Origin of the sequence: Nocardia sp. NRRL WC-3656 (assembly GCF_000720265.1) — a bacterium.
GTDB classification, from domain to species: domain Bacteria; phylum Actinomycetota; class Actinomycetes; order Mycobacteriales; family Mycobacteriaceae; genus Nocardia; species Nocardia nova.
In genome coordinates this window covers 227,193-251,369 of record NZ_JOJF01000005.1, presented here as the reverse complement: position 1 = coordinate 251,369, position 24,177 = coordinate 227,193, and the positions used below count along the sequence as shown (strand labels likewise).

20 protein-coding genes and 1 pseudogene are annotated in these 24,177 nt (G+C 68.5%); 11 read left to right on the top strand and 10 right to left on the bottom strand.

Annotated elements, in window-relative coordinates; genetic code table 11:
- Positions 1-56: 56 nt before the first annotated feature.
- Positions 57-1,280 (bottom strand): cytochrome P450, encoded by a 1,224-nt coding sequence (locus IG65_RS0109835; protein WP_231509120.1) that lies wholly within the window; start codon positions 1,278-1,280, stop codon positions 57-59.
- A 280-nt stretch (positions 1,281-1,560) separates the two neighbouring features.
- Between IG65_RS0109835 and IG65_RS37690 the strand changes: the two genes are divergently transcribed.
- On the top strand, positions 1,561-1,710 hold the full coding sequence (locus tag IG65_RS37690; RefSeq protein ID WP_156055547.1) for a hypothetical protein: 150 nt from the start codon (positions 1,561-1,563) through the stop codon (positions 1,708-1,710).
- 18 nt (positions 1,711-1,728) lie between these two features.
- On the opposite strand, the gene IG65_RS0109825 is transcribed toward IG65_RS37690, so the two are convergent.
- Together IG65_RS0109825 and IG65_RS0109820 are read right to left on the bottom strand one after the other, a co-directional pair.
- Entirely contained in the window at positions 1,729-3,534 is a 1,806-nt protein-coding gene (locus IG65_RS0109825) for a thiamine pyrophosphate-requiring protein (RefSeq protein WP_030514551.1), read from the bottom strand.
- Between the two features lie 114 nt (positions 3,535-3,648).
- Entirely contained in the window at positions 3,649-4,629 is a 981-nt protein-coding gene (locus tag IG65_RS0109820; protein WP_036523842.1) for an SDR family oxidoreductase, read from the bottom strand.
- A gap of 231 nt (positions 4,630-4,860) precedes the next feature.
- Between IG65_RS0109820 and IG65_RS0109815 the strand changes: the two genes are divergently transcribed.
- The 7 genes and pseudogenes from IG65_RS0109815 to IG65_RS0109790 all read left to right on the top strand — a co-directional run bounded on the left by IG65_RS0109815 (position 4,861) and on the right by IG65_RS0109790 (position 12,371).
- Positions 4,861-7,779, top strand: coding sequence for an FAD-binding and (Fe-S)-binding domain-containing protein (locus tag IG65_RS0109815; RefSeq protein ID WP_030514549.1), 2,919 nt, complete (start codon positions 4,861-4,863; stop codon positions 7,777-7,779).
- Entirely contained in the window at positions 7,776-8,882 is a 1,107-nt protein-coding gene (locus IG65_RS0109810; protein ID WP_036523839.1) for an enolase C-terminal domain-like protein, read from the top strand. Before IG65_RS0109815 ends, IG65_RS0109810 begins: the two co-directional genes overlap by 4 nt.
- Positions 8,883-8,936: 54 nt before the next feature.
- Entirely contained in the window at positions 8,937-9,890 is a 954-nt protein-coding gene (locus IG65_RS0109805) for a TIGR03557 family F420-dependent LLM class oxidoreductase (protein WP_030514547.1), read from the top strand.
- A gap of 62 nt (positions 9,891-9,952) precedes the next feature.
- Positions 9,953-10,141 carry a hypothetical protein gene (locus IG65_RS36755; protein ID WP_369801502.1) on the top strand — a complete coding sequence of 63 codons (189 nt, stop codon included), beginning with the start codon at positions 9,953-9,955 and terminating at the stop codon, positions 10,139-10,141.
- Positions 10,129-10,266, top strand: a pseudogene (locus IG65_RS0109800) (ornithine decarboxylase); the annotation flags it as partial. The gene IG65_RS36755 and the pseudogene IG65_RS0109800, both read left to right, overlap by 13 nt.
- Before the next feature lie 90 nt (positions 10,267-10,356).
- Positions 10,357-11,988 (top strand): ABC-F family ATP-binding cassette domain-containing protein, encoded by a 1,632-nt coding sequence (locus IG65_RS0109795; RefSeq protein WP_030514545.1) that lies wholly within the window; start codon positions 10,357-10,359, stop codon positions 11,986-11,988.
- Between the two features lie 140 nt (positions 11,989-12,128).
- A complete protein-coding gene (locus tag IG65_RS0109790; RefSeq protein WP_051042699.1) occupies positions 12,129-12,371 on the top strand; it encodes a helix-turn-helix domain-containing protein in 243 nt (80 codons plus the stop codon).
- 70 nt (positions 12,372-12,441) lie between these two features.
- Here the strand turns inward: IG65_RS0109790 and IG65_RS0109785 are convergent, their stop codons facing one another.
- Positions 12,442-12,942, bottom strand: coding sequence for a cupin domain-containing protein (locus IG65_RS0109785; protein ID WP_030514543.1), 501 nt, complete (start codon positions 12,940-12,942; stop codon positions 12,442-12,444).
- A 70-nt stretch (positions 12,943-13,012) separates the two neighbouring features.
- On the opposite strand from IG65_RS0109785, the gene IG65_RS0109780 reads away from it, so the two are divergent.
- Positions 13,013-13,516: a MarR family winged helix-turn-helix transcriptional regulator gene (locus tag IG65_RS0109780; RefSeq protein WP_030514542.1), complete on the top strand. Its 504-nt coding sequence runs from the start codon at positions 13,013-13,015 to the stop codon at positions 13,514-13,516.
- A 7-nt stretch (positions 13,517-13,523) separates the two neighbouring features.
- Here IG65_RS0109780 and IG65_RS0109775 read toward each other — a convergent pair whose 3' ends face one another.
- The 6 genes from IG65_RS0109775 to acnA all read right to left on the bottom strand — a co-directional run bounded on the left by IG65_RS0109775 (position 13,524) and on the right by acnA (position 21,372).
- Entirely contained in the window at positions 13,524-14,483 is a 960-nt protein-coding gene (locus IG65_RS0109775; protein ID WP_030514541.1) for a hypothetical protein, read from the bottom strand.
- Positions 14,484-14,494: 11 nt separating this feature from the next.
- Positions 14,495-14,968 (bottom strand): hypothetical protein, encoded by a 474-nt coding sequence (locus tag IG65_RS37685; protein WP_231509119.1) that lies wholly within the window; start codon positions 14,966-14,968, stop codon positions 14,495-14,497.
- Between the two features lie 174 nt (positions 14,969-15,142).
- Entirely contained in the window at positions 15,143-15,547 is a 405-nt protein-coding gene (locus IG65_RS0109765) for a thioesterase family protein (RefSeq protein ID WP_231509118.1), read from the bottom strand.
- Positions 15,548-15,633: 86 nt separating this feature from the next.
- Positions 15,634-17,784 (bottom strand): prolyl oligopeptidase family protein, encoded by a 2,151-nt coding sequence (locus IG65_RS0109760; RefSeq protein ID WP_231509117.1) that lies wholly within the window; start codon positions 17,782-17,784, stop codon positions 15,634-15,636.
- A 53-nt stretch (positions 17,785-17,837) separates the two neighbouring features.
- Positions 17,838-18,404 (bottom strand): TetR/AcrR family transcriptional regulator, encoded by a 567-nt coding sequence (locus tag IG65_RS0109755; RefSeq protein WP_030514537.1) that lies wholly within the window; start codon positions 18,402-18,404, stop codon positions 17,838-17,840.
- A gap of 172 nt (positions 18,405-18,576) precedes the next feature.
- Positions 18,577-21,372 (bottom strand): aconitate hydratase AcnA, encoded by a 2,796-nt coding sequence (gene acnA, locus IG65_RS0109750; RefSeq protein ID WP_030514536.1) that lies wholly within the window; start codon positions 21,370-21,372, stop codon positions 18,577-18,579.
- A 273-nt stretch (positions 21,373-21,645) separates the two neighbouring features.
- On the opposite strand from acnA, the gene IG65_RS0109745 reads away from it, so the two are divergent.
- Positions 21,646-22,269, top strand: a complete 624-nt coding sequence (locus tag IG65_RS0109745; protein ID WP_231509116.1) for a DUF6676 family protein — start codon at positions 21,646-21,648, stop codon at positions 22,267-22,269.
- Positions 22,270-22,674: 405 nt separating this feature from the next.
- Positions 22,675-24,093: an NlpC/P60 family protein gene (locus IG65_RS0109740; protein WP_030514534.1), complete on the top strand. Its 1,419-nt coding sequence runs from the start codon at positions 22,675-22,677 to the stop codon at positions 24,091-24,093.
- The last annotated feature ends 84 nt before the right edge of the window (positions 24,094-24,177 follow it).

Genomic DNA, 24,177 nt, shown 5'->3' with positions numbered 1-24,177 from the left:
CTCGCGCGCGGCTCGTGTGCCCGGCGGCGGATCGGCCCTCCGCTGTCGTGGGCCCGCTAGCCGAGCGCGCCGCGCAATGGCGGCGAGGGCGGGAAGGTGACCGGGAGGGCGGTCAGGGCACGGTGGAAAGGCCCTGGGCGCCAGCGGAGTTCGTTCACCGGCACGGCCAGCTCGATATCCGGCAGCGCGTCCAGGAGCTGGTCGACGGCGTCCTGGGCGACCAGATAGCCGATCTGCCGGGCCGGGCAGGCGTGCGGCCCGGCGCCCCACGACAGATGGGAGCGGTTCCCGTTGCGGTCGCCCTCGCGCACCTGCGGATCGTTGTTGCAGGCCGCGATGCCGATCAGCACCGGCTGATGCGCGGGCAGCCACACGTCCTCGACGAGCATCGGCTGCCGCGGATAGCTCGCGCAGTAGTTCACCAGCGGGGGATTGTTGAACAACACCCAGTCCAGCGCGTCGCGGGTGGTCAGGGCGCCACCGAGCAGGCTTCCGGAGAACCGTTCGTCGGTCATCATCAGCAGCAGGGCGTTGGCGACCAGATGCACCTGCGGTTCGATCCCGGCGCCGAACAGGCTGACCAGCTGGTTGATGACCTCCTCGTCGTCGAGACCGCTGTCGTGCGCGATCAGCCGCGAGGTGATGTCGTCGCCCGGGTAGGCGCGCTTGCGATCGGTATGTTCCTGCAATGCGGCGGCCAGCATCCGGTTGCCCGCGGCCGCGTCGCCGGTCGCGTCGAAGATGGCGGCCATCCCGGCCGCGACCCGCTCGGCGATATCCGGTTCGATGCCCAGCATCGTGTTCAGGTTGGCCGACACCAGCGGATGGATGTACTGGGTCAGCAGATCGGCGTGGCCGTCCGCGCTGAAGGAGTTGATCAGCGGCATCGCGATCTGCTCGACGACCGTGTGCACCGTGTGCAGGTCCACCCCATCGATGGCCGCGACGTTGGCGGCGCGAAAACGCGCATGCTCGGGACCCGTGTTGCGCAACGCATTCGGGCGCCACTCGAGCATCGGCAGAATCGGGCTGTCGGCCGGTACGGTGCGCTGCCAGGTACGCGGGTCGGCCGGGAAATGCTCGGGATCGTTGAGAATGCCGAGGGCGGCCTGATAGCCGATCACCAGTGTCGCCGGCACTCCGGGGGCGAGCTCGATCGGAGCGAAGGAGCGGTGGTGGCCGCGCATGCGGTCGTATCCGCCGCGCGGGTCGGCGGCGAATTCCTCGGTATAGATGGGAACACGCGGTCCGTCCGGGGCGATCGGTGAATTGTGTGCCACGGGGCACCTGTTCGACGACGATTCCAGCGAATGGGGCGTGGTCACAGAAGACAACTCCAAACGGTCGTGGTGGACGACGACGGCGGCAGCCGCCACCGTCGTGAAGCCAAAAGCGTTGGGCCGAACCATAATCTGAGGTACGGGGGCCGATGATACCTACCGGCGTGCCGGTTGCGCAGCGGAAGCCGGGCATCGGCCACGTGGCCGACGCCCGGCTTCCGGGCCAGCGATGTGGTATTGGCTCTGTCGCTTCGTTGCCGATCGTCGCAGACTGACCACTATGACAACTTTGCTGATCATCGCGGTCGTGGCGGCGGTGGCGGCCGGCCTGTTCGACAGCGTGGCACCGGGCGCCGACCGCGAGCGGTTCCGGTGCGCGCTACGGCAAGCCAGGCATTCGCTGACCGATTGGGATGCCGCGCGCGGGTAGGTCCGCGCGCGGCCGAACTCATCGGTCGTCGTCCGAGCGACCGCCCGGCAGGAACTCCTGTGCCTTCGTCTTCATGCCCTGCGCGACCAGATGCCAGGCGTTCGGATCGCCACGCAGCACCGCTTCGGCTGTCGCCTTCATCTGATCCCAGGTGGCGTGCGGCGGGATCGGCGGCACCTCGGGATCACAGCGCACGTCCAGCAGCGTCGGGCGGTCGGCGGACAGGGCGCGTTCCCAGGCCCCGGCCAACTGCTCCGGGTCGTCGACCTCGATCGCCGCGAGTCCGAAACAGCGCGCCGCGTCGGCGTACGAAATGTCCGGAAGCGATTGGGAATCCTCGAATTTCGGTGAACCGCCCATGGACCGCAGTTCCCAGGTCACCTGGTTGAGGTCGTTGTTGTGGAAGACGCACACCACCAATCGCTTGTCGTCCCAGCGTTCGGCGTAGCGCGCGATGGTGATCAGCTCGGCCAGCCCGTTCATCTGCATCGCGCCGTCACCGACGAGTGCGATCACCGGCCGGTCCGGATGGGCGAACTTGGCGCCGATCGCGTACGGCACGCCGGGGCCCATGGTGGCCAGCGTTCCCGACAGCGACCCCCGCATGCTGCCGCGGAACTTCAGGCACCGCGCGTACCAGTTGGTCGACGATCCGGAATCGGCCGTGACGATGGTGTTGTCCGGAATCTGTTGCGACAGTTCCCAGACCACTCGCATCGGGTTGACCGGTTTCGCGGCCAGCGTCGACTGCCGTTCGACGGTTTCCCACCACCGCGCCACATTCGACTCCACGGTCTCGCGCCAGGACCGGTCACCGACCGGCTTGAGCAGCGGAATCAGCTCGGCCAGAGTGGCTTTCGCGTCACCGACCAGATTGACCTCCGTCGGATACCGCATGCCGATCATGGTGCCGTCGATATCGATCTGCACCGCCCGGGCCTGATCCAGCGGGGGCAGGAACTGGCTGTAGGGGAAGTTGGAACCGACGATCACCAGGGTGTCGCAGTCGCGCATCAGCTCGTAGCTGGGGCGGGTGCCGAGCAACCCGATCGGACCGGTGACGAAGGGCAGGTCGTCGGGCAGCACATCCTTGCCGAGCAGCGCCTTGGCGACCCCGGCGCCGGTGATCTCGGCGAGTTCGGTCACCTCGCGCGCGGCCGAGCGGGCACCCTGGCCGACCAGGATCGCCACCTTGGAACCGGCGCTGATCACCTCCGCGGCGCGCTCGATCTCCGCGCGCGCGGGCACGACCACCGAATGCATCTCGGCGGGCGGGCTCGACGGCACCTGCTTGAATTCGTGCTGCGGCGGTTCGTAGCTTTCCTCTTGCAGATCCGCCGGAATGATCACCGCGGTGGGTGCACGCCGGGTCCACGCCGTGCGGAAGGCGCGGTCGAGCGCGTTGGGCAGCTGTTCGGCGACGTTCACCTCGACCAGATATTCGGAGGCCACGTCCTTGTACAGGCTCTGCAGGTCGATCTCCTGCTGGTAGCTGCCGCCCATCGCGCTGCGCGCGGTCTGCCCGATGATCGCCACCACCGGCACATGGTCCAGCTTCGCGTCGTAGAGGCCGTTGAGCAGATGGACCGCGCCCGGGCCGGACGTGGCCATGCAGACACCGACGTGCCCGCTGAACTTGGCGTATCCGGTGGCCTGGAACGCCGCCATCTCCTCGTGCCGGGCCTGCACGAACGTGGGCCGTTCCTCGGTGCGGCCGAAGGCGGCGACCAAGCCGTTGATGCCGTCACCGGGATAGGCGAAAACTTGTTTCACGCCCCACTCGTTGAGCCGGGCCACGACATAGTCACCAACCTGTTGCGCCATATCCTCTCCTGTCCTGTCGGGGTCGATCCCACGGGAATTGCCCTGCGTGCCCTGGTCGCCGGGCGGGTACCCGCGGTAGTCGAACTCAACCGCGGCCGACCGGCCCGATCGCGGTCAGTGCCGGGCCATCCGAGCGACGGAACCGGCCACCGATTCGACACAGCGCGACATCCACGCCTGCGGGCTGTGCCGGTGGGCCCGGCCGTCGAAGTCACCGTGCGCGCCGAAGTCGTGGCCGTGTTCGTCGTCGAGCGGGCGCCACAGGTTGTCCGGCCGGTCGGTCTCGTCGGCATCGGTCTGCTGCGAGTCGTAGCCGGTGCGCGCCAGATAACGGTCCAGCATCGCCGGCGCGAGCCGCTGCGCGACGACCGTGCCGACCGTGCTCGCGCCCACCCAATACTGTTTGCGTTCCGGATGCTCGGCCGCGAAGGCGATGGTGTCGGCCACGACCTCGGGCTGGTAGATCGGCGGCACCGGCTGCGGCTTCTTCGGCAAACGCGAACGCACCCAGGAGAATTGGGGTGTGTTGACCGCCGGCGCCTGCACGATCGTCACGTGTACGCCGCTGTGCTCGTGCATCAGCTCCACCCGCACCGCCTCGAGAAATCCGTTGACCGCGTGCTTGGCGCCGCAATAGGCCGACTGCAGCGGGATCGCCCGCTCGCCGAGCGCCGACCCGACCTGCACGATGGTGCCGCGATTACGCGGGCGCATCCGGGCCAGCGCCACCATCACCCCGTGCACCGAGCCGAGATAGGTGACCTCGGTGACGCGGCGATACTCCTTCGGCTCGATCTCGGTGAAGGGGGCGAAGACCGAGGTGAACGCCGAATTCACCCACACGTCGATCGGACCCCACTGCTCTTCGACGCGGTCGGCGGCCGCCTCGACGGCGTCGAAGTCGGCGACGTCGGTCGAGATCGGCAACGCCGTACCACCGGCTCGTTCCACGTCCTTCGCCGCGGCGTCCAGTCCGGCGCGCCCGCGGGCCAGCAGCGCCACGCGGGCACCGTCGGCGGCGAAGCGTCGCGCGGCGGCGCGCCCGATTCCGGCACTGGCTCCGGTCACGACGACTACGGGTGACTGCGCGCTCACTCGATCTCCTCTCCTCGCGCGGTTGTCCGGCGCCCCGCCGAAGGCCGCGGCAGGGGCGTCGCATCTGCGGCGTACCCGCGTCGTGCGCCGTTATTCGGGCCGGGATCGCCTGCCATCGTGTCCGATTCGGCGGGTGTGACCTGCGGTCGACCGGGTACCCGCGCGATGTCCGGCCGCCCGCGGCGAGGTGCGGCCGCACCACATCCGGCCGACCATGACAGGGGTGCACGAATGACGATTTCGGATCGCGCGGCCCGCCCGCACCGCGGCTCGAATCGAGACCGATGGCCGCTGCAGGCACTCGAAACCGCCCTGAAGGAGGCGGTCGACGGGGAGGTTCGTTTCGATTCGGGAAGTCGCGCCACCTATTCCACGGACGCCTCGAACTATCGCGCTCTGCCACTGGGCGTGGTTGTTCCGCACACACCGGAGGCCGCTGCGATCGCGGTCGGAATCTGCCGCGACCACGACGTCCCCTTGCTCTCCCGTGGCGGTGGCACGAGCCTGGCCGGGCAGAGCTGCAATACCGCGGTCGTGATCGACTGGACGAAATACTGCCACCGGCTGCTCGGCGTCGACCGTGAAACGCGCACCGCCGTGGTGGAACCGGGGATCGCGCTCGATCCGCTCAATCAGCAGTTGAAGTCGTCCGGGCTGATGGTCGGCCCCAAGCCGTCGACTCACGTCAGTTGCACGATCGGCGGAATGATCGGCAACAACTCGTGCGGTGCCACGGCACAGGCCTACGGAAAAATGGTCGACTCCGTGCGCCGGCTCGAGATCCTCACCTACGACGGGCTGCGGGCCTGGGTGGGTGCCGAGGACCCGATCCCGGGCGCGAATCCGGAGGCCGACGAGCTGGTCCGCCGGCTGCGGGAGATCCGGGACCGCTACGCCGACGACATCCGCGCCGCGTATCCGGACATTCCCCGCAGGGTCTCCGGATACAACCTGGACGCGCTGCTGCCGGAGCGAGGATTCGACATCGCGAAGTTCCTCGTCGGCAGCGAAAGCACACTGGTGACCGTGCTGCGCGCGGAGATCGAGCTGGTTCGGGTGCCGGCCGCCAAGGCGATGGTCGTGCTCGGCTTCCCCGACGTCTATCACGCCGCCGACGCGGTCTCCCGCATCCTGCCGCACGACCCCGCCGCCCTCGAGGGCCTCGACCATCGCCTGGTCCAACTGGAGCACAGCCAGCATCTGGCGGCGAAGGCCATCTCCCAGTTGCCCGATGGGAAGGCTTGGCTGATGGCGCAATTCGACGGCGACGACCAGAAGCAGGCCGACGCGCGGGCGAAGAAGATGATCGCCGATCTCGAACGCGCCACCGGCGCGAGTTCCACCATCCTGGACGATCCCGACCGCGAGGCCGAGGTGTGGGCCGCCCGCGAGGCCGGGCTCGGCGCCACCGCCTATCCGCCCGACGGCCCGGAAACGCACGAGGGATGGGAGGATGCCGCCGTCCCGCCCGAGCGGCTCGGCGACTATCTGCGCGACTTCGACGCGCTGCTCGAGGAATTCGACTACGAATCCAGTTCGCTCTACGGGCATTTCGGTCACGGCTGCGTGCACACCCGCATCCCGTTCGACCTGCGCACCGCCGACGGGATCGCGCACTACCGGCGCTTCGTCGAACGGGCCGCGCGCCTGGTGAGCAGCTACGGCGGGTCGCTGTCCGGCGAGCACGGCGACGGCCAGTCGCGCGCCGAACTGTTGCCGATCATGTTCGGCGACACGGTGGTTCGCGCCTTCGGTGAGGTCAAGGCGCTGTTCGATCCGCGCAACCGGATGAATCCCGGCAAGATCGTCCAGCCGCATCGACTGGATTCGGATCTGCGCCAGGGCAGCGACTACCGGCCGTGGGAACCGGTGACGCACTTCGCCTTTCCCGACGACGACCACCGCTTCAGCGAGGCGGCCGGACGCTGCGTGGGTGTCGGCAAGTGCCGCGGCGAGAGCAGCGGGGTGATGTGCCCCAGCTACCGCGCGACGCGGGAGGAGGAGCATTCCACCCGCGGGCGGGCCCGGCTGCTGTTCGAAATGCTGCAGGGCGAGGCGATCACCGACGGCTGGCGATCCACCGAGGTCCGCGACGCGCTCGATCTGTGCCTGGCGTGCAAGGGATGTCGCAGCGATTGCCCGGTCGATGTCGACATGGCCACCTACAAGGCCGAATTCCTGTCCCACCACTACGAACACCGGGTCCGGCCGATGGCCCACTATTCGATGGGCTGGATTCCGCTGTGGGCCCGGCTCGGCACCTCGATGGCTCCGCTCGCCAACGCCGTGACCCACACCCCAGGCTTGCGGCGCCTGGTCTCGGCCGCGGGCGGCATCGCGCAGGAACGGGAAATGCCCCGCTTCGCGCGCAGCCGGTTCACTCGCACCTTCCGCAACCACACGAGCTCCACCACCGGCGAGCGCGGCACGGTGCTGCTGTGGCCCGATACCTTCACCAACAATTTCGAACCCGGAATCGCCGAAGCCGCGGTGACTGTGCTGGAGGCCGCGGGCTTCTCCGTGATCGTGCCCGAGCGCACCGTCTGCTGCGGTCTGACCTGGATTTCCACCGGCCAGCTGCCCACCGCCAAACGCGTGCTGCGCCGCACGTTGCGGGTGCTGGCGCCGCAGTTGCGCGACAGCACGCCGATCGTCGTCCTCGAACCCAGCTGCGCGGCCGTGTTCCGGGCCGATCTGCCCGAACTGCTCTACGGCGACCAGGACGCCGATCGGCTGTCGAAACAGACCTACACGCTCGCCGAACTGCTGGCCGAGCGGGCGCCGGACTGGAATCCGCCGCACGTCGACACCGCGGCCATGGTGCAGCCGCACTGTCACCACCACGCGATCATGCACTACGACACCGATCGCGAACTGCTGTCCTCGACCGGCGCCGACGTGCAGGTCCTCGATGCCGGATGTTGCGGTCTGGCAGGCAATTTCGGCTTCGAACGCGGCCACTACGACGTCTCGGTGGCCTGCGCCGAGGACAAGCTGATGCCGGCGGTGCGTGAGCGTAGTCCGGGCACCGTGGTGCTCGCCGACGGATTCAGCTGCCGGACCCAGATCCGGCAGCTGCAACCGGACGCCGATCCGCGCCACGCGGTCGAACTGCTGGCGGCGGCGCTGGCGGCGAAGGGCCAGGGATGAGTGTGGCGACCATCGACGAGTCGGTCCGGGTCGGGGTCTACCGGTTTCCGACGCCGGAGCCGGAAGCCGACGGCACCCTCGAATGGGAGGCGACCACCGCGGTCACCGTCGAGATCGACGCGGGCGGGCAGACCGGGCTGGGGTGGACCTACAGCGGCGGCGCCACCGCGGCGATCGTGCGCGAGGTGCTCGCCCCGGTCCTGGCCGGGCGTTCGCCGCTCGATATCGGCGACTGCCGGATCCGGATGCAGCGCGCCTGCCGGAATCTGGGCACCGCCGCCGTCGTCGCACATGCGCTCAGCGCCGTCGACATCGCCCTGTGGGACCTGAAGGCGCGCCTGCTCGGGGTGCCGCTGAGCCGGCTGTTCGGCGCGGTGCGCCCGGCGACACCGGTCTACGGCTCGGGCGGATTCACCACCCTGACCAATGACGAGCTGGGCGAGCAGATCGACGGCTGGCTGTCGGCGGGGTGCCGGTGCGTCAAGATCAAGATCGGGGAGGATCGTGGCGAGCGGACCGAGCGGGACCTCGAGCGGGTGTCTTTCGCGAACGGGCTGCTCGGCGACCGCGCCCGCCTGATGGTCGACGCGAACGGCGCCTACTCCGCCGCTCTGGCCCGCCGGGTCGGCGCCGACCTCGACCGGCACGGTGTGATCTGGTTCGAAGAGCCCGTCACCAGCGACGATCCGCCCGGGCTGGCGTTGCTGCGGGCGGCGCTGCGCTGCGATGTGACCGCCGGCGAATACGTCTACCGCCACTACGACGCGGCCGTGCTGATCGGCTCGGTGGACTGCCTGCAACTCGATGTGACCCGCTGCGGCGGCTACAGCGGCTTCCTGGAATGCGCCGCCCTCGCCGCCGCGCACGGCCTGGACATCTCCGCCCACTGCGCGCCTTCGCTGCACGCACCGATCGTGTCGTCGTTCGCCCATCTGCGTCACGTGGAATGGTTCATCGACCACGCCCGGCTGGAGCCACTGCTGGTCGACGGCGTGCCCGAGGTCCGCGACGGTGTACTCGCGACCGGCCGGGGCGCCGGGCACGGTATGCGGCTCGCGGACTCGGCCGGAAAATTTTCGGTCGGCGGCGCCGGCCGGCAGTGACGGGGTGCGCCCGGGTGGCCGAATACCGTTGCGGCTGCTGGGTAACCGCCGGACATGGCAGCCATCGGATATTTTCTCGCCGGCGAACAGTTCGGACCGAAAGAACTCGTCGAACAGGCCCAGCGCGCGGAACAGGCGGGTTTCGAGCGGCTGTGGATCTCCGATCACTTTCATCCGTGGAACGACGCCCAGGGCCACAGCCCGTTCGTCTGGGGCACGATCGGCGCGCTGTCGCAGGCCACATCGCTCCCGATCACCACGGCCGTGACCTGTCCGACGGTGCGCATCCATCCCGCGATCATCGCCCAGGCAGCGGCCACCGCGGCCGTGCAGCTCGACGGCCGCTTCGTGCTCGGCGTCGGCAGCGGCGAAGCGCTCAACGAACACATCTTCGGCGATCCGTGGCCGCCGCCGGGGGAGCGGCTGCGGATGCTGGCCGAGGCCGTGGACCTGATCCGCCGCCTGCACCGCGGTGACGTGGTGACCTATCGCGGCGAGCACTACACGGTGCAGGAGGCGCGGATCTACACGTTGCCCGAACAGCCCGTGCCGATCTATGTATCCGGATTCGGCCCGCAGGCAACGGAATTGGCGGCGCGCATCGGCGACGGCTACTGCACGAGCATGCCCGCCGCCGAGCTGGTCGACCTGTTCCGCGACAGCGGAGGAGGCGCCAAACCGGTGCAGATGGGCACCAAGGTGAGCTGGGCGGCCGACGAGGAGTCCGGCGTCGACGCCGCCCACCGGCTGTGGTCCAACGAACTGCTGCCCGGTCAGCTGGGCCAGACCCTGCCGCGCCCCGCCGATTTCGAGGACGCGATGTCGTTGCTGGACCGCGAGGCGTCGCGGCAGCACTTCGCCGCCGGGCCGGACCCACAACGCCACATCGACCAGTTGCGCACCTGTGTGGACGCGGGCGCGGACGAGGTCTACGTCGGCCAGATCGGGCCGGATCTGGAGGGCTTCTTCACCGCATACGAGAAGGAAGTACTGCCGGCACTGCGCTGAGCGGTACGCGATCACCATCGGTACCGAGGAGAGGCGAATCGGATGGATCACTCACGGGCCCCGTGCTGGACGCACTGGCCGAATACCGCCAACTCGGCCGCTACGGCTTCACTCCGCCCGGCCATCGGCAAGGTGCGGGCGCCGATCCGCGCGTGCGCGAGGTCCTCGGCGGCGCGCTGGCGGCCGACATCCTCGCCGCGCCCGGTCTCGACGACCGGCTCTCGCGCGGCGGGTATCGGGAATCCCGGTGATCGTGCCCGGGGAACTGGTCGACGCCGCGGTCGTGGACTACCTGCGATCCGGAGTCGAGAACGGGATGAATGTGCCCGATCCGGCCGATCCGAGCTTGCGCACGCTGCGGGTGGTGGCCGAGTGACCGTCGACGGCCGGTAAAATGGGTGGTTCTGGTGTGTCCGAGGGATGCACAATCGAACCGTTTGCCCCCTTACCGTGCTAGGAGACTGTTGTGATCACCGCGACCGACCTGGAGGTCCGGGCCGGAATCCGCACCCTGCTCACCGCGCCGGGGTCGGCGCTGCGGGTGCAGGCCGGTGATCGGATCGGTCTCGTCGGCCGCAACGGCGCGGGCAAGACCACCACCCTGCGCATCCTGGCCGGTGAGGGAGAACCCTACGCCGGCAAGGTGATTCGCTCGGGCGAAATCGGCTATCTGCCGCAGGATCCGCGTGAGGGAAATCTCGATGTGCTGGCGCGCGACCGCGTGCTCTCGGCGCGGGGACTCGACAAGCTGATCCGCGATATGGAGAAGCAGCAGGCCCTGATGGCCGAGGTCGTCGACGACGCCGAACGTGAGAAGGCGGTGCGCAAGTACGGCCGGCTCGAGGAACGATTCTCGGCGCTGGGCGGCTACGTCGCCGAGAGCGAGGCCGCCCGGATCTGCCACAGCCTCGGTCTCCCGGACCGGGTGCTGGGCCAGGCCCTGCGCACGCTGTCGGGCGGTCAGCGCCGTCGCATCGAGCTGGCGCGCATCCTGTTCTCCGCCTCCGACGGCTCCGGCGGCAAATCCGATACGACGCTGCTGCTCGACGAGCCCACCAACCACCTCGACGCCGACTCCATCACCTGGCTGCGGGGCTTCCTGCAGAACCACGACGGTGGCCTGGTCGTCATCTCCCACGACGTCGACCTGCTCGCCGACGTGGTGAACAAGGTGTGGTTCCTCGACGCCGTGCGTGGTGAGGCCGACATCTACAACATGGGCTGGAAGAAGTATCTCGACGCCCGCGCCACCGACGAACAGCGCCGCGTCCGCGAGCGCGCCAACGCGGAGAAGAAGGCCTCCGCGCTCAAGCAGCAGGCGGCCAAACTCGGTGCCAAAGCGACGAAAGCCGCTGCGGCACACCAGATGGTCAAGCGCGCCGAGCGCATGCTGTCCGAACTCGACGACGTGCGCGTGGCCGACAAGGTGGCCCGCATCAAGTTCCCCGAACCCGCTCCCTGCGGCAAGACGCCGCTGATGGCCACCAACCTCACCAAGCTCTACGGGTCGCTGGAGATCTTCACCGGCGTGAACCTGGCCATCGACAAGGGCAGCCGGGTCGTGATCCTCGGCCTCAACGGCGCGGGCAAAACGACCATGCTGCGTCTGCTCGCCGGGGTCGAGCCGCTGACCGCCGGGCAGATCGATCCGGGACGCGGTCTGCGCATCGGCTATTTCGCGCAGGAGCACGACACCCTCGACGACAACGCCACCGTCTGGGAGAACATCCGCCACGCCGCACCGGATGCGGGGGAGCAGGACCTGCGCGGGCTGCTGGGCGCGTTCATGTTCACCGGCCCGCAGCTCGACCAGCCCGCCGGCACCCTGTCCGGCGGTGAGAAGACCCGGCTCGCGCTGGCCGGCCTGGTGTCCTCGGCGGCCAACGTGCTGCTGCTCGACGAGCCCACCAACAACCTCGATCCGGTCTCGCGCGAACAGGTCCTCGACGCGCTGCGCAGCTACGCGGGCGCCGTCGTTCTGGTCACCCACGACCCGGGCGCGGCCGAGGCCCTGAACCCGGAACGGGTGATCATGCTGCCCGACGGAACCGAGGACCACTGGTCGCAGGACTACCTGGAGCTGATTCAGCTGGCCTGAGCGTGGCGAATGCTTCCTGCGACGCGCCGAGACACGCCGAAAGATCCTCGCAATCGGTGAGTTTCATCACAGTGAGGCGTTGATCACTGCGGATCGAGTGTCTAGCCTGGAATGAGGCTGCACGGCGACCGGAGGAAGCCATGAGTGACAGGCCCGCACAGGGGAAGTCGATGTTGGGTAAGGGCACGCGCGTCACGGGCAAGTCGCGCGACCGGCTGCAGACCCAGCTCAAGAAGCAATACGAGGCGGGCGCCAGCATTCGTTCGCTGGCGCGGGAGACCGGCCGCTCGTACGGATTCATACACAACGTGCTCGTGGAGTCGCATGTGCAACTCCGCAGCCGTGGTGGTGCCAACCGGCGCAAAGCGGTCAGCAAGGCCTGACCCGCCTACTCGCCCGAAGCGGCCGATCGGCCTCCGCGGTCGTCGGCGTCTTCTGCCGCTCCGCCGGAGTTCACGCGCGGTGGGCGTTGCGTTCGGCCCACCACTGCGGCGCGTCGACGAAGTGGTTGTCGTATTCGTCCTGGGTGGCGGCGAGTTCGGCGAGGGTGGCCTCGCCGGAGGCCACTCGCTCGAGCAACCGGAAGTAGCCGAAGCGCTGCACGGCCGGGGTCAGCGCGATGAGGATCCGCGCCGGTGAACCCGGGGCGGCGCCGAAGGCGTGCGGCATGAACCGCGGCACCGTGATCGCGCCACCCGCGGCGACCGTCGTGATCTGCTCGCCCGCGAGCACCTGCAATTCGCCCTCGGCAACGTAGAACAGCTCGTCGGACAGCGTGTGGTAGTGCGGAGTCGCCCCGTCGGCGCCGGGCGCCATCGTGACCTCGAGCGTGCTGACGCTGCCACCGGTGCGGTCGGAATCCAGCAGCAGCCGCATGGTGACGGCGTCGGTCGCGCGCACCTCGGCCTCGGCGGGCTGGACGACGGCGGCGGGAATGCGGGGTGCGGTGGTCATCGGATCTCCCAAGTAGTTCGCTATCGGATAGTTCGCTACCGAACTATATCCCGTCGAATAGTATGTGTCCATGGCTGGACGACAGACCGATGCGGTGGATGCGATCGTGGCGCAGTGGGAGCGGGAACGCCCCGACCTGGATCTCGCGGCGATGGCGGTGCTCGGCCGCCTCGGCCGCCTGTACGTCCTCGCCGAGCGTGCGATCGACGCGGTGTTCACCGCGCACGGGCTGCAGCGCGGTGAGTTCGATGTGCTTGCGGCACTTCGTCGTTCGGGTGAACCGTTCGAACTCACCCCGTCGGTTCTGGCCGACACCCTGATGTTGTCGCGCGCCGGCATGACGGGCCGCCTGGACCGCCTGGAATCGGCCGGACTGGTGCGCCGTATCGCCGATCCCGCCGACCGCCGCGCGGTCCGGGTCGCGCTGACCGAGGCGGGTCGCACTCGCGTCGACGGGGTCGTGACGGCACACACCGAAAACGAGACCCGCCTGCTGTCCGGGTTGTCGGTGCGCGACCGCGCCGAGCTGGACCGGATCGCGCGGCTGCTGCTGGCCGAGCTGGACCGGCCATGACACCGGCTCAGCCGGAGACCATCGCCTCACCGTGGACGAGGAACTGGGCGAGACTGGCGAAGATCGGCAGCCCCGTCTTGATCTCCAGATACGCGAACTGCCCCTGCGGATTCACCTCGAGGAAGTAGTACTCGCCGTCGAGTCCGAGTCTGATGTCGAGCACGCCGAAGACCAGTCCGAGCGCACCCATCAGCGTGGTCAGCGACTTGCTCACCGAGGCGGGCAGCCGCTCGGGCGTGAAGGCCACCGAGGTGTCCAGGCGCGAATCCACCCATCCCACACCGGATTGCGAGTCGATCCGCACCGCCCATTCGACGCCGTCGATCCACACCACCCGCAGATCGCATTCGGCTTCGACATAGTCCTGGAAGGTGGTCGGCGCCGAGCGGATGGTGTCGAACCGGCCGAGATCCTCGCTGCTCACGATGCGGGTTTCGGAGAATTCGGAGCGGCCGGTGCCGGTCCGCTTGTAGATCACCGAGCCGCCGCGGGAATCGACGAAACTGCGGGCCTCGTCGGGATCGTTGGTGATCAACGTTTCCGGGATCACGAAACCGCTGCGCCGGGCGGTGTCGAGTTGCACGATCTTGCGGGTGGCGGTGCGGTCGGCGCCGGGATCGTTGACCCAGACCGCCGGTATCGACCAGAGCAGGCCTTGCAGGAACCCGTCGCATTCGGCCTGCCGGAAATCGTCGTCGCCGTCCAGGAAACCGCCGGGCACCTGGCACGGACGGGGGCGACGCCACCAGACGGCAGTCACGTCGTCGAGACCGGCGATATGCGACATCGAGCGAGCGGCGCCGGCCCGGTCGAGCCGGAAACTCCCGCATTCGCGCGGAAAATCGCGCATATCCAGGCGAATCGGTATGAGCCGGTACATATTCCGCAGCATCGAGGCCATCGCGTCGGCGTGCGGATCGCCGGTCTCCGCGACGATCAGCACGGCACCCGGCGACCGGGCACTCATCGAACGGCCCCTCAGTCCAGGCTGTCGCAGGCGGTGCCGTCGTCGCTGCCACCGCCGCTGCGAGTCTGGCTGTAGCTCACCGTCGCACCGGCGGCGCCCGGGGCGGGCGTGACGTCGAGCCGCCGGGCCCACTGGTCGGTCAGCCGGGCCAGCAGATCGTCACCGACGGCGGGGCTGGGACGAGGCGGTAGCGTCAGCGGGCGCTCGGTGAGCTGAATGCGGCGCCGCTGCGTGAAATCGGCTGTGGCGCCGGGCCGTATCCACACGAGCACGGGGCGTTCCGCGACGCCGGTGCCGGCGTCCGGGGATCCGTCGCGCAGCTGGAGGACGTCGTCGCGGTGGAGAGTCCAGATTCCCTCGGCGACGCGGACGCTGATGGTGTCGCGAGATTCGGCGACCAGGCGACCGGACAGCGGTGGCGCCGGGTGACGGGGTAGCGGGCGCGGCCGGGTGCGTTCGGGTACCTGGCGGCGGGCATCGTTCATGGGCTGGACTCCGATCTGCTCGCAATTTGCCCCGGAAGTCGAGCGTGATCTGGATCATAGCCCGCCGCGGTGCCGGGCCGGTTCGCAACGAAAGATTTCGGTGCAAACTCGGTGCCCTGGCCCGGGCGCGGAAAACACTATCGCCGAAAGCTATTCGGTTGAGCTGTCAACGGGTCACAGGCCGAGCACATCGGGGGATTCGGCAAGCTCGAGGAAGCGTTTACCCGGGTTCGACACGAGTTTGCGCGCGTCCAGATCCATCAGCCCGAGCACGACGGAGAATTCCGCGGAGACGGTCCCGTCCAATTTGCGGATCTGCTGGTCCATCCAGAACGCCTTGCCCTCTCCCCAGCGACATTCGCAGGTCACGGTGATCTCGTCGCCCAAATGCAGCTCCCGCCGATACTTGACGCTGGATTCCAGAACCACCGGACCGAGTCCGGACAGCCGCATCTTGTCCGGGACCAGACCGGCCGCGCGCAGCACCTCCCAGCGGGCGTGCTCGGCGTACTGGTGATACACGGCCTGGTTGAGATGGCCGTTGACGTCGAGTTCGTAACCGCGGACGGTGACGGGCACAGAGAAGGTCATATCCGAGGCGAACGGGTGCCGTGTTCCCGGTATTTCCGGATCGAGCGTGGGATCGGTCACCGTCCGGGCGGCGGCTACATGAGTCGCCGCATAAGATACGTGTACTCGAGCGCGCTGGTGTGAGCCTGCTCCTCGCGATCGGCGCCCGCACCGTGGCCGCCCTCGCCCGCCTCGTAGAACAGATACGGATCGCCGAATTCGGCCAGCCGCGCGGCGAATTTGCGGGCGTGCTGCGGGCCCACCCGGTCATCCTTGGTGGTGGTCCAGACGAACGGTTCCGGATAGTGCGTGCCGCGTCGCAATTGCCCGTACGGCGAGATGGATTCGAGAAACGCCCGCTGGGTGGGATCGTCGACGCTGCCGTACTCGTCGACCCAGGAGGCGCCCGCGGCGATCTTCTCGTAGCGCATCATGTCCAGCAGCGGTACCTGGATGTCGACGGCGTTCCACATCTCCGGATGCTGGACGAATTCGACACCCATGAGCAGGCCGCCGTTCGAGCCGCCCTGGATGCCGAGCCGCCGCGCGCTGGTCACGCCGCGGGCTACCAGATCCTTGCCGACGGCCGCGAAATCGTCGAACGCCCGCTGCCGGCCGGTCGTGCGCGCGGCCTCGTGCCAGGCGGGCCCGAACTCACCGCCGCCGCGGATGTTCGCCAGGACGAAGACACCGCCGTGATCGAGCCAGAGCCGGCCGAGCAGTCCCTGATAGGACGGAGTCTGCGACACGCCGAAACCACCGTAGGCGTACATCAGGGTGGGGTTCGAGCCGTCGAACGCCATAGCGGCGGCGTGGACCACGAAATACGGCACGGCCGTGCCGTCGGCCGAGGTGGCCTTGCGCTGCTCGACCACGTAGCGCGACGAATCGAACTGCGGCGGTGTGCTTTTCACCTGCCGGGCCGTGCCGGCGGTGGTGTCCACACTCCACAGCGTGGTCGGAACGAGGAACGAGGTCACCGAGAGATACGCGCGATCGCCCGTCTGATCGGCGGTGACGGTGTCGACGGTCGCGTTGTCGGGCAACGGCACCGGCGTCGGCGACCAGCTCCCGTCCGGACGCGGCGTGTAGACGGTGGCGCGACCGCGCACGTCGTTCAGCGAGGTGACCACCGCGTGGTCGCGCGTGGTCTGCACACCACTCAGACTCTCCGACGGACCGGGAACATAGACCGGTGTGACCTGCGGACGGGCCGGATCGGCGATCAGCCGGTCGGCATCCACCGACACCAGCGCACCCGACGGATAGGTCGTCGCGCCGACCGCCCAGTCCTGCTGGAGCGACACCAGGATGTGATTGCCGACGAAACCCGCGAGGTCCGACTTCGCCGGGAGCGCGGTCGGTACGGGGCCGGTCGCGGTGAGCAGGTCGACGTCGTGTTCGAAGAAGGTGCGCCCGCGTACGACGAGATCGAGCCGGCGGCCGGCGCCGTTGTCCAGCACTACCGGTGTGGTCGACAGCTGATCGGTCCGCTCGCCCCGCGCGAGTTCGGTTGCGGCGTCCAGGGGTTGGCCGCGGCGCCACTGCCGGACGACATACGGGTATCCGGAGGCCGTCGTCTCGCCCGGCTGCCATTCCCGCGCGATGAGCACCGTATTCTCGTCGCTGAACGTGAGGTCCACCTTGCCTCGCGGCACCACGAATCCGCCCGGCACGAACTGTCGTGTGCCCCGGTCGAATTCGCGGACCGACACGGCGTCCTCGCCGCCGTCGGACAAACTGATCAGGCACCGGCGATGGGTGACCGGATCGCAGTCGGCGCCTCGCCAGACCCAGTTCTTCCCCTCGGCTCGTGACAGCTCGTCGAGGTCGAGCAGCGTGGTCCAGACCGGTTGCGACGCTTCGTAATCGGCGGTTGTCGTCTCGCGCCAGATGCCGCGTTTGTGGTCACCGTCCTGCCAGAAGTTCTCGACGGTGCCGTCCTCGAAGCGCGGCATCGGGATCCGGTCGGACCTCTTCGCCAGCGCCGTCGCCTGCGCGAGATTGTCGGCGTAGCGCGGATCGTGTTCGAGCACGTCGAGGGTCCGGCGGTTCTGTTCGCCGACCCACGCCTGCACGCGCGGACTGTCGAGTTCTTCGAGCCAGAGATACGGATCCTGCGGTGAGGCGCCACCGCCGCACGCCGCGGCCAGCACGGCGATCGACAGCAGGGCCGCCGCGCGCCGCAACGGGGTACGCGGCGCACTGCCGGCCGATCCGTGTCGTCGTCCCCGCCCCATGATCATCAGCACATGGTACGGCGAATCCGGCCCGGGCACGGACGGTTGTCGCGGCCGGTTCACTCCCGGCGGCGAACCGACGCCTCCACGAGATCGAGTACGGCCGTGAGGTTTTCGTTGACATGGCCGGAAGCGATGCGGGCGATGAGGCCGTCGAGGACGAGATCGAGATAGCCGAGCAGCACGTCGGTGGGAACGTCGTCGCGCAGCGCGCCGGCCGCCTTGCGGCGTTCGAGGCGGGCCAGGGTGGCCGCGGTCAGCTCGGCCGACCGCTGGGTCCAGCCGGCGGCGAATTCGGGATCGGTGCGCAGTCGCCGGGCGATCTCGAGGCGGGTGCCCAGCCAGTTGTACTGCGCCGGATTGTCGAGCATCTCCCGCATGACCTGCACGATGCCCTCGTTGGCCGCGACCTCGGCCATCCGTTCGGCATCCTCCTGGGCCAGTGCCAGGAACAGGGCGTCCTTGTCCCGGAAATGATGGAAGATCGCGCCGCGGGACAGCCCGATCGCCTCTTCCAGGCGGCGGACGGTCGCACCCTCGTACCCGAATTCGGCGAAACACCGCCGCGCCCCGTCCAGAATCTGGCTGCGCCGGGCGGCGAGGTGATCGTCACTGACCTTGGGCATGGGCTCCTCCAGCGGGGAATGCGCGGACCCCCGCGCCGGGACGATCCGGCGCGGGGGTTCTCACAGTACGAGCATGAACGCGTAGATCCTGCAGCGGCGCAACGCTGTTCGTGCCGGCCCGGCGAGCCGAACGGACGCCGGGCGCGGCACGACGTAGCGCGGATGCGGGATATCAGCCGCGAATCATGTTGCGCAGCACGAACTGCAGGATGCCGCCGTTGCGGTAGTAGTCGGCTTCACCGGGTGTGTCGATGCGCACGACCGCGTCGAAGGTGACCTTCTCGCCGTTCTCCTTGGTCGCGGTGACCTTCAGGGTCTTCGGCGTGGTGCCCTCGTTGAGCTTGGTGATGCCCTCGATGTCGAACACCTCGGTGCCGTCCAGGCCCAGCGACGCGGCCGACTCACCCGCCGGGAACTGCAGCGGGATCACGCCCATGCCGATCAGGTTGGAGCGGTGGATGCGCTCGAACGACTCGGTGATGACGGCCTTGACGCCCAGCAGACGGGTGCCCTTGGCCGCCCAGTCGCGCGAGGAACCCGAGCCGTACTCCTTACCGCCCAGCACGACCAGCGGAATGCCGGCCTTCTGGTAGTTCTGCGAGGCGTCGTAGATGAACGCCTGCGGGCCGCCCTCCTGGGTGAAGTCGCGGGTGTAACCACCCGAGACGTCGTCGAGCAGTTGGTTGCGCAGCCGGATGTTGGCGAAGGTGCCACGGATCATGACCTCGTGGTTACCGCGCCGCGAGCCCAGGGAGTTGTAGTCCTTGCGCTGGACGCCGTGCGAGTCGAGGTACTGCGCGGCCGGGGTGCCCGGCTTGATCGGACCGGCCGGGGAGATGTGGTCGGTGGTGACCGAATCTCCCAGCAGGGCCAGCACGCGGGCGCCCTTGATGTCCTCGACCGGGGCCGGCTCGAGTTCCATCCCGTCGAAGTACGGCGCCTTGCGGACGTAGGTGGAGTTCTCGTCCCAGGCGAAGGTGTCACCGGACGGAGTGTCGAGGTTGCGCCAGCGCTCGTCGCCCTTGAAGACGTCGGCGTAGGACTTGCGGAACATGTCCTGGCTGATCGCCGACTTGATGGTGTCGTCGATCTCCTGGGCCGAGGGCCAGATGTCGCGCAGGAACACGTCCTTGCCGTCGGTGTCCTGACCCAGCGCGTCCTTCTCGAAGTCGAAGTCCATCGTGCCCGCGAGCGCGTAGGCGATGACCAGCGGCGGCGAGGCCAGGTAGTTCATCTTCACGTCGGGGGAGATGCGGCCCTCGAAGTTGCGGTTGCCGGACAGCACCGCGGTCACCGACAGGTCGTTGTCGTTGACGGCCTTGGAGATCTCCTCCGGCAGCGGGCCGGTGTTGCCGATGCAGGTGGTGCAGCCGTAGCCACCCAGGTAGAAGCCCAGCTTCTCCAGGTAGGGCCACAGACCGGCCTTCTCGTAGTAGTCGGAGACGACCTGCGAACCCGGGGCCATGTTGGTCTTGACCCACGGCTTGCTGGACAGGCCCTTCTCCACCGCGTTGCGGGCCAGCAGCGCCGCGCCGATCATGACCGACGGGTTGGAGGTGTTGGTGCAGGAGGTGATACCCGCGACCACGACCGCGCCGTGATCGAGGATGAACTCGCCGCGATCCTCGGAAACCACCTTGACCGGCTTGGACGGACGCCCCTCGGCACCGTTGGCCGCCGAGTGGGCCGGGGTGTAGCTCTCCGCGCCGGCGCCGGCCGACACCGAGACCGGATCCGAGGCGGGGAAGGTCTCCTCGACGCCCTCGTCGAGCGCGGTGTAGTCACCGGTGACGTAGTCGGTGATGTCGGAGCGGAACGCCGCCTTCGACTCGCTGAGCAGGATGCGGTCCTGCGGGCGCTTCGGACCGGCGATCGAAGGCACCACTGTGCTCAGGTCGAGCTCGAGGTACTCCGAATAGGCGGGCTCGTGCGCGGCGTCGTGCCACATGCCCTGTTCCTTGGCGTAGGCCTCGACCAGGGCCAGCTGCTCGTCGGAGCGGCCGGTCAGACGCAGGTAGTTGATGGTCTCCTCGTCGATCGGGAAGATCGCCGCTGTGGAGCCGAATTCGGGGCTCATGTTGCCCAGGGTGGCGCGGTTGGCCAGCGGCACCTCGGCCACACCGGCGCCGTAGAACTCGACGAACTTGCCGACCACACCGTGCTTGCGCAGCATGTCGGTGACGGTGAGCACGACGTCGGTGGCGGTGACGCCCGGCTCGATCTCACCGGTGAGCTTGAAGCCGACGACCCGCGGAATGAGCATCGAGACAGGCTGGCCCAGCATCGCGGCCTCGGCCTCGATACCGCCGACGCCCCAGCCCAGCACGCCCAGGCCGTTGACCATCGTGGTGTGCGAGTCGGTGCCGACGCAGGTGTCCGGGTAGGCCTGGCCGTTGCGGGTCATGACGGTCGGGGCCAGGTATTCGATGTTGACCTGGTGCACGATGCCGGTGCCCGGGGGGACGACCTTGAAGTCGTCGAACGCGCCCTGGCCCCAGCGCAGGAACTGGTACCGCTCGCCGTTGCGCTGGTATTCGAGGTCGACGTTGCGCTCGAGGGCGTCGGCGCGGCCGAAGACGTCGAGGATGACCGAGTGGTCGATGACCATGTCGGCCGGGGAGAGCGGGTTGACCTTGTTCGGGTCGCCGCCGAGCGCGGTGACGGCCTCACGCATGGTGGCCAGGTCGACCACACACGGCACGCCGGTGAAGTCCTGCATGATCACGCGGGCGGGGGTGAACTGGATCTCGATACTCGGCTCCGCCGACGGATCCCAGTTGGCGATGGCGCGGATGTGGTCGGCGGTGATGTTGGCGCCGTCCTCGGTGCGGAGCAGGTTCTCCGCCAGGACCTTCAGGGCGTAGGGCAGCTTCTCGGTGCCGGGCACGGCCGAGAGGCGGAAGATCTCGTAGGAGTTGCTTCCGACCTCGAGGGTGCCCTTGGCGCCGAATGTATCGATACTTGTCATACGTTCAGCTCCACTCGTCGGTGTTCCGATCGGGGCGCGTGCGGGCCCCGTGGGTGGCCACCGGCGGGGCTGCGCCGGCGGCTGTCGCCGAGGACGCGTTTCGGGCTGCGCGCCTCGTACTTCCGAACTCTAACAGTACGCTTGTCCTATGAAGCATGCGGGGCACGTACGGCGCGGCGTGCCGCCGTCCATGATGCCCCCGTCGCGTACTGTGCTCGAAGGCCCCGTCGGAGTCGTCGCCTCCGGTGTGCCGGCCAGGTGTGTGTTGATCTCGTGAATGTGTTGGACGTCCGTCGCTGGAGTCGGCGGCTCGACAAGACCGGATGGAAGATGACCGTCTCGTATGCCTCGGTTTTCACCCCTATGGCCGCGGAGCTACCGCCGGATACCGACGTCGACGCCATCGTGCTGGATCTGGCCGACAATCACGTAGCCGCGCCGCCCTCCAAGGATCAGGACAAGCTCGCCGAGATCGCGGATCAGGCCCGCGCGCACGGCATCGAGCTGAACATCGTGGTCGTGAAGGGAAATCCGGGCCGCGATTCGGATCTGCGCGACCTGGCGACCACCCTCGGCAAGAGTGAGCACGGCACGGTCGTGGTGTTCAGCGACGACTGGATCGGCACCTACAGCGATTCCATCAACCGCGCGCGGCTGGAGTGGGCCGAGGACAAGGCCAAATATCAGGGCGGGCACACCGCGACCGCCGCGCAGATCTTCGTCGACCGGCTGGAGACGCCGGAAAAGGTGTCGTGGACGGCGATCACGGGCGTTCTGCTGGCGGGCACCGTGCTGACCATCGGCGGCCTGCACTACCTGAAGTCCCGCCGCGCGGCGCGCGAGCGGGCCGCGGTGGCGGCCGACGCCGCGCCGAATCCGCCACTGTCGTCCCGGTAGGCGTTCCGGCGGCCATCGGCGTGTCGCGAACCGATGCCGGATGATCGCCGGAAACTAGCCACCACCTCGGCGTCATGCCCGATTCGAGGGATACGTCTCGATCCGCGGGACGAAACTGAACGACCGGTTTGATTCGTCCCCGGAACCCCTATTCACGGTTAGCAAATTTTTAGCAAACCGGAAATTACTCCCCTGTGATTTGTCGTCCGATGTTTCCTCTGTGAAAGAAGTGTCGTACGGTTTCGAGGTGACACTCTTGGGGAAGAAGTGTCACATGGGCCTCCAGCGTCCCTCGAGGGCAGATGGACCGTTGGTGCTCGTGCGGCGACGCCTCGATCGGTCGCCCAGCGCAGTCCTGGCGAATCTGGTGCTCGCCGGGAGCCGCAGCGGGATCAGGGAGGTGTTATGCGAATATCGGCGAGGCGGTCCGGGGGTGCCGCAAAGGTCGCTGTGGGGTTGCTCTTATGTGGGATCGCTCTGACGGTGACCGCTCCGCTGGTGGCCGCGGTGCCCTCGCCACCTCCGAATCCGAGTGACGGCGATATCGCCGCGGCGGGCGCGCAGGTCGATGCGGGAGTGAATCAGGTCAGCGGCCTGATCAATCAGGTCGCCACCGCCGACCAGCAGCTCGCCCAGCTCGACACCGAGGTCGCCGGCAAGCGGGAAGCGGTGAACAAGGCGCTGGTCGATCTCCAGAACGCCCGCGACGCCGCCGACGCGGCCGCGGCCACGGTCGCCGCCACCCAGCGCGACCTGCAGTCCGCCGGAGCTCAGCTCGATCAGGCCCAGGGCAAGTTCGACGAATTCGCCGTCGACGCCTACACCCACCCGGGTTCGACGTCGATGGTGAACTATCTCGCCGGCTCCGATCCGGCCTCCGCGCTCGACCGCGCCGATCTGCTCGGCATGGCGTCGAAGAATCAGCAGGCCGCCATCGACGGCCTGCGCCGGGCGCAGGTCGAACAGGCCAACAAGGATTCCGCGGCCCGTCAGGCCAAGAAGGCCGCCGACACGGCCGCGGCGGCGGCCGATCACAAGCGCGAGCAGGCCCAAGCCGCGGTCGCCGCCGCCAAGGCCGCTCTCGACGAGCAGGCGCAGAAGCGCGATGCCCTGATGGCCCAGCGCGATTCGGCCCAGCAGCAGCTCGACCAGGCCCGGGCCACCGTGACCGGACTGCAGGGCCAGCGCGACGCCTACCTGGCCTGGGATCGTCAGCGCCGGGCCGAGGTCGCCGCCGCCCAGGCCGCGGCGACCGCTGCCGCCGCACGCGCCGCCGCCGATCGGGCCGCCCGGGACCGCGCGGCCGAACTCGGCGCGGGCAAGCGGCCGCACACCCAGCTGGACAACGCACCGCCGCCGCGCCGATCGATGTCGACCCCCAGCCGGCCCAGCGGCAGCCGCTCCGAACTGATCGAGACGGTCGTCGACCGTGCGATGTCGCAGCTCGGCGTGACCTATGCCTGGGGCGGCGGCGACGAGGACGGCCCCACCAAGGGCATCCACGACGGCGGTGTGGCCGATTCCTACGGCGACTACAACAAGGTGGGCTTCGACTGCTCCGGCCTGATGATCTACGCCTTCGCCGGTGTCGGCATCTCCCTGCCGCACTACAGCGGCTACCAGTACACGATGGGCACCCGGGTCAAGGTCGCCCAGCGCGAGCGCGGGGACATGCTGTTCTGGGGCGCCAACGGCAGTGAGCACGTCGCGCTGTACCTGGGCGACGGCAAAATGATCGAGGCGCCCGAATCCGGTGACGTCGTGAAGATTTCGCCGGTCCGCGAGGGCGGCATCATGCCGTACGCCGTTCGCCTGATCACCTGACGCACCTCCGAATGATCTTGGCTACCATGCGAATCGGCACACATCGTGCCGGTCCGTTCGGCACGAGCCGAGAGTTCGGCAGTA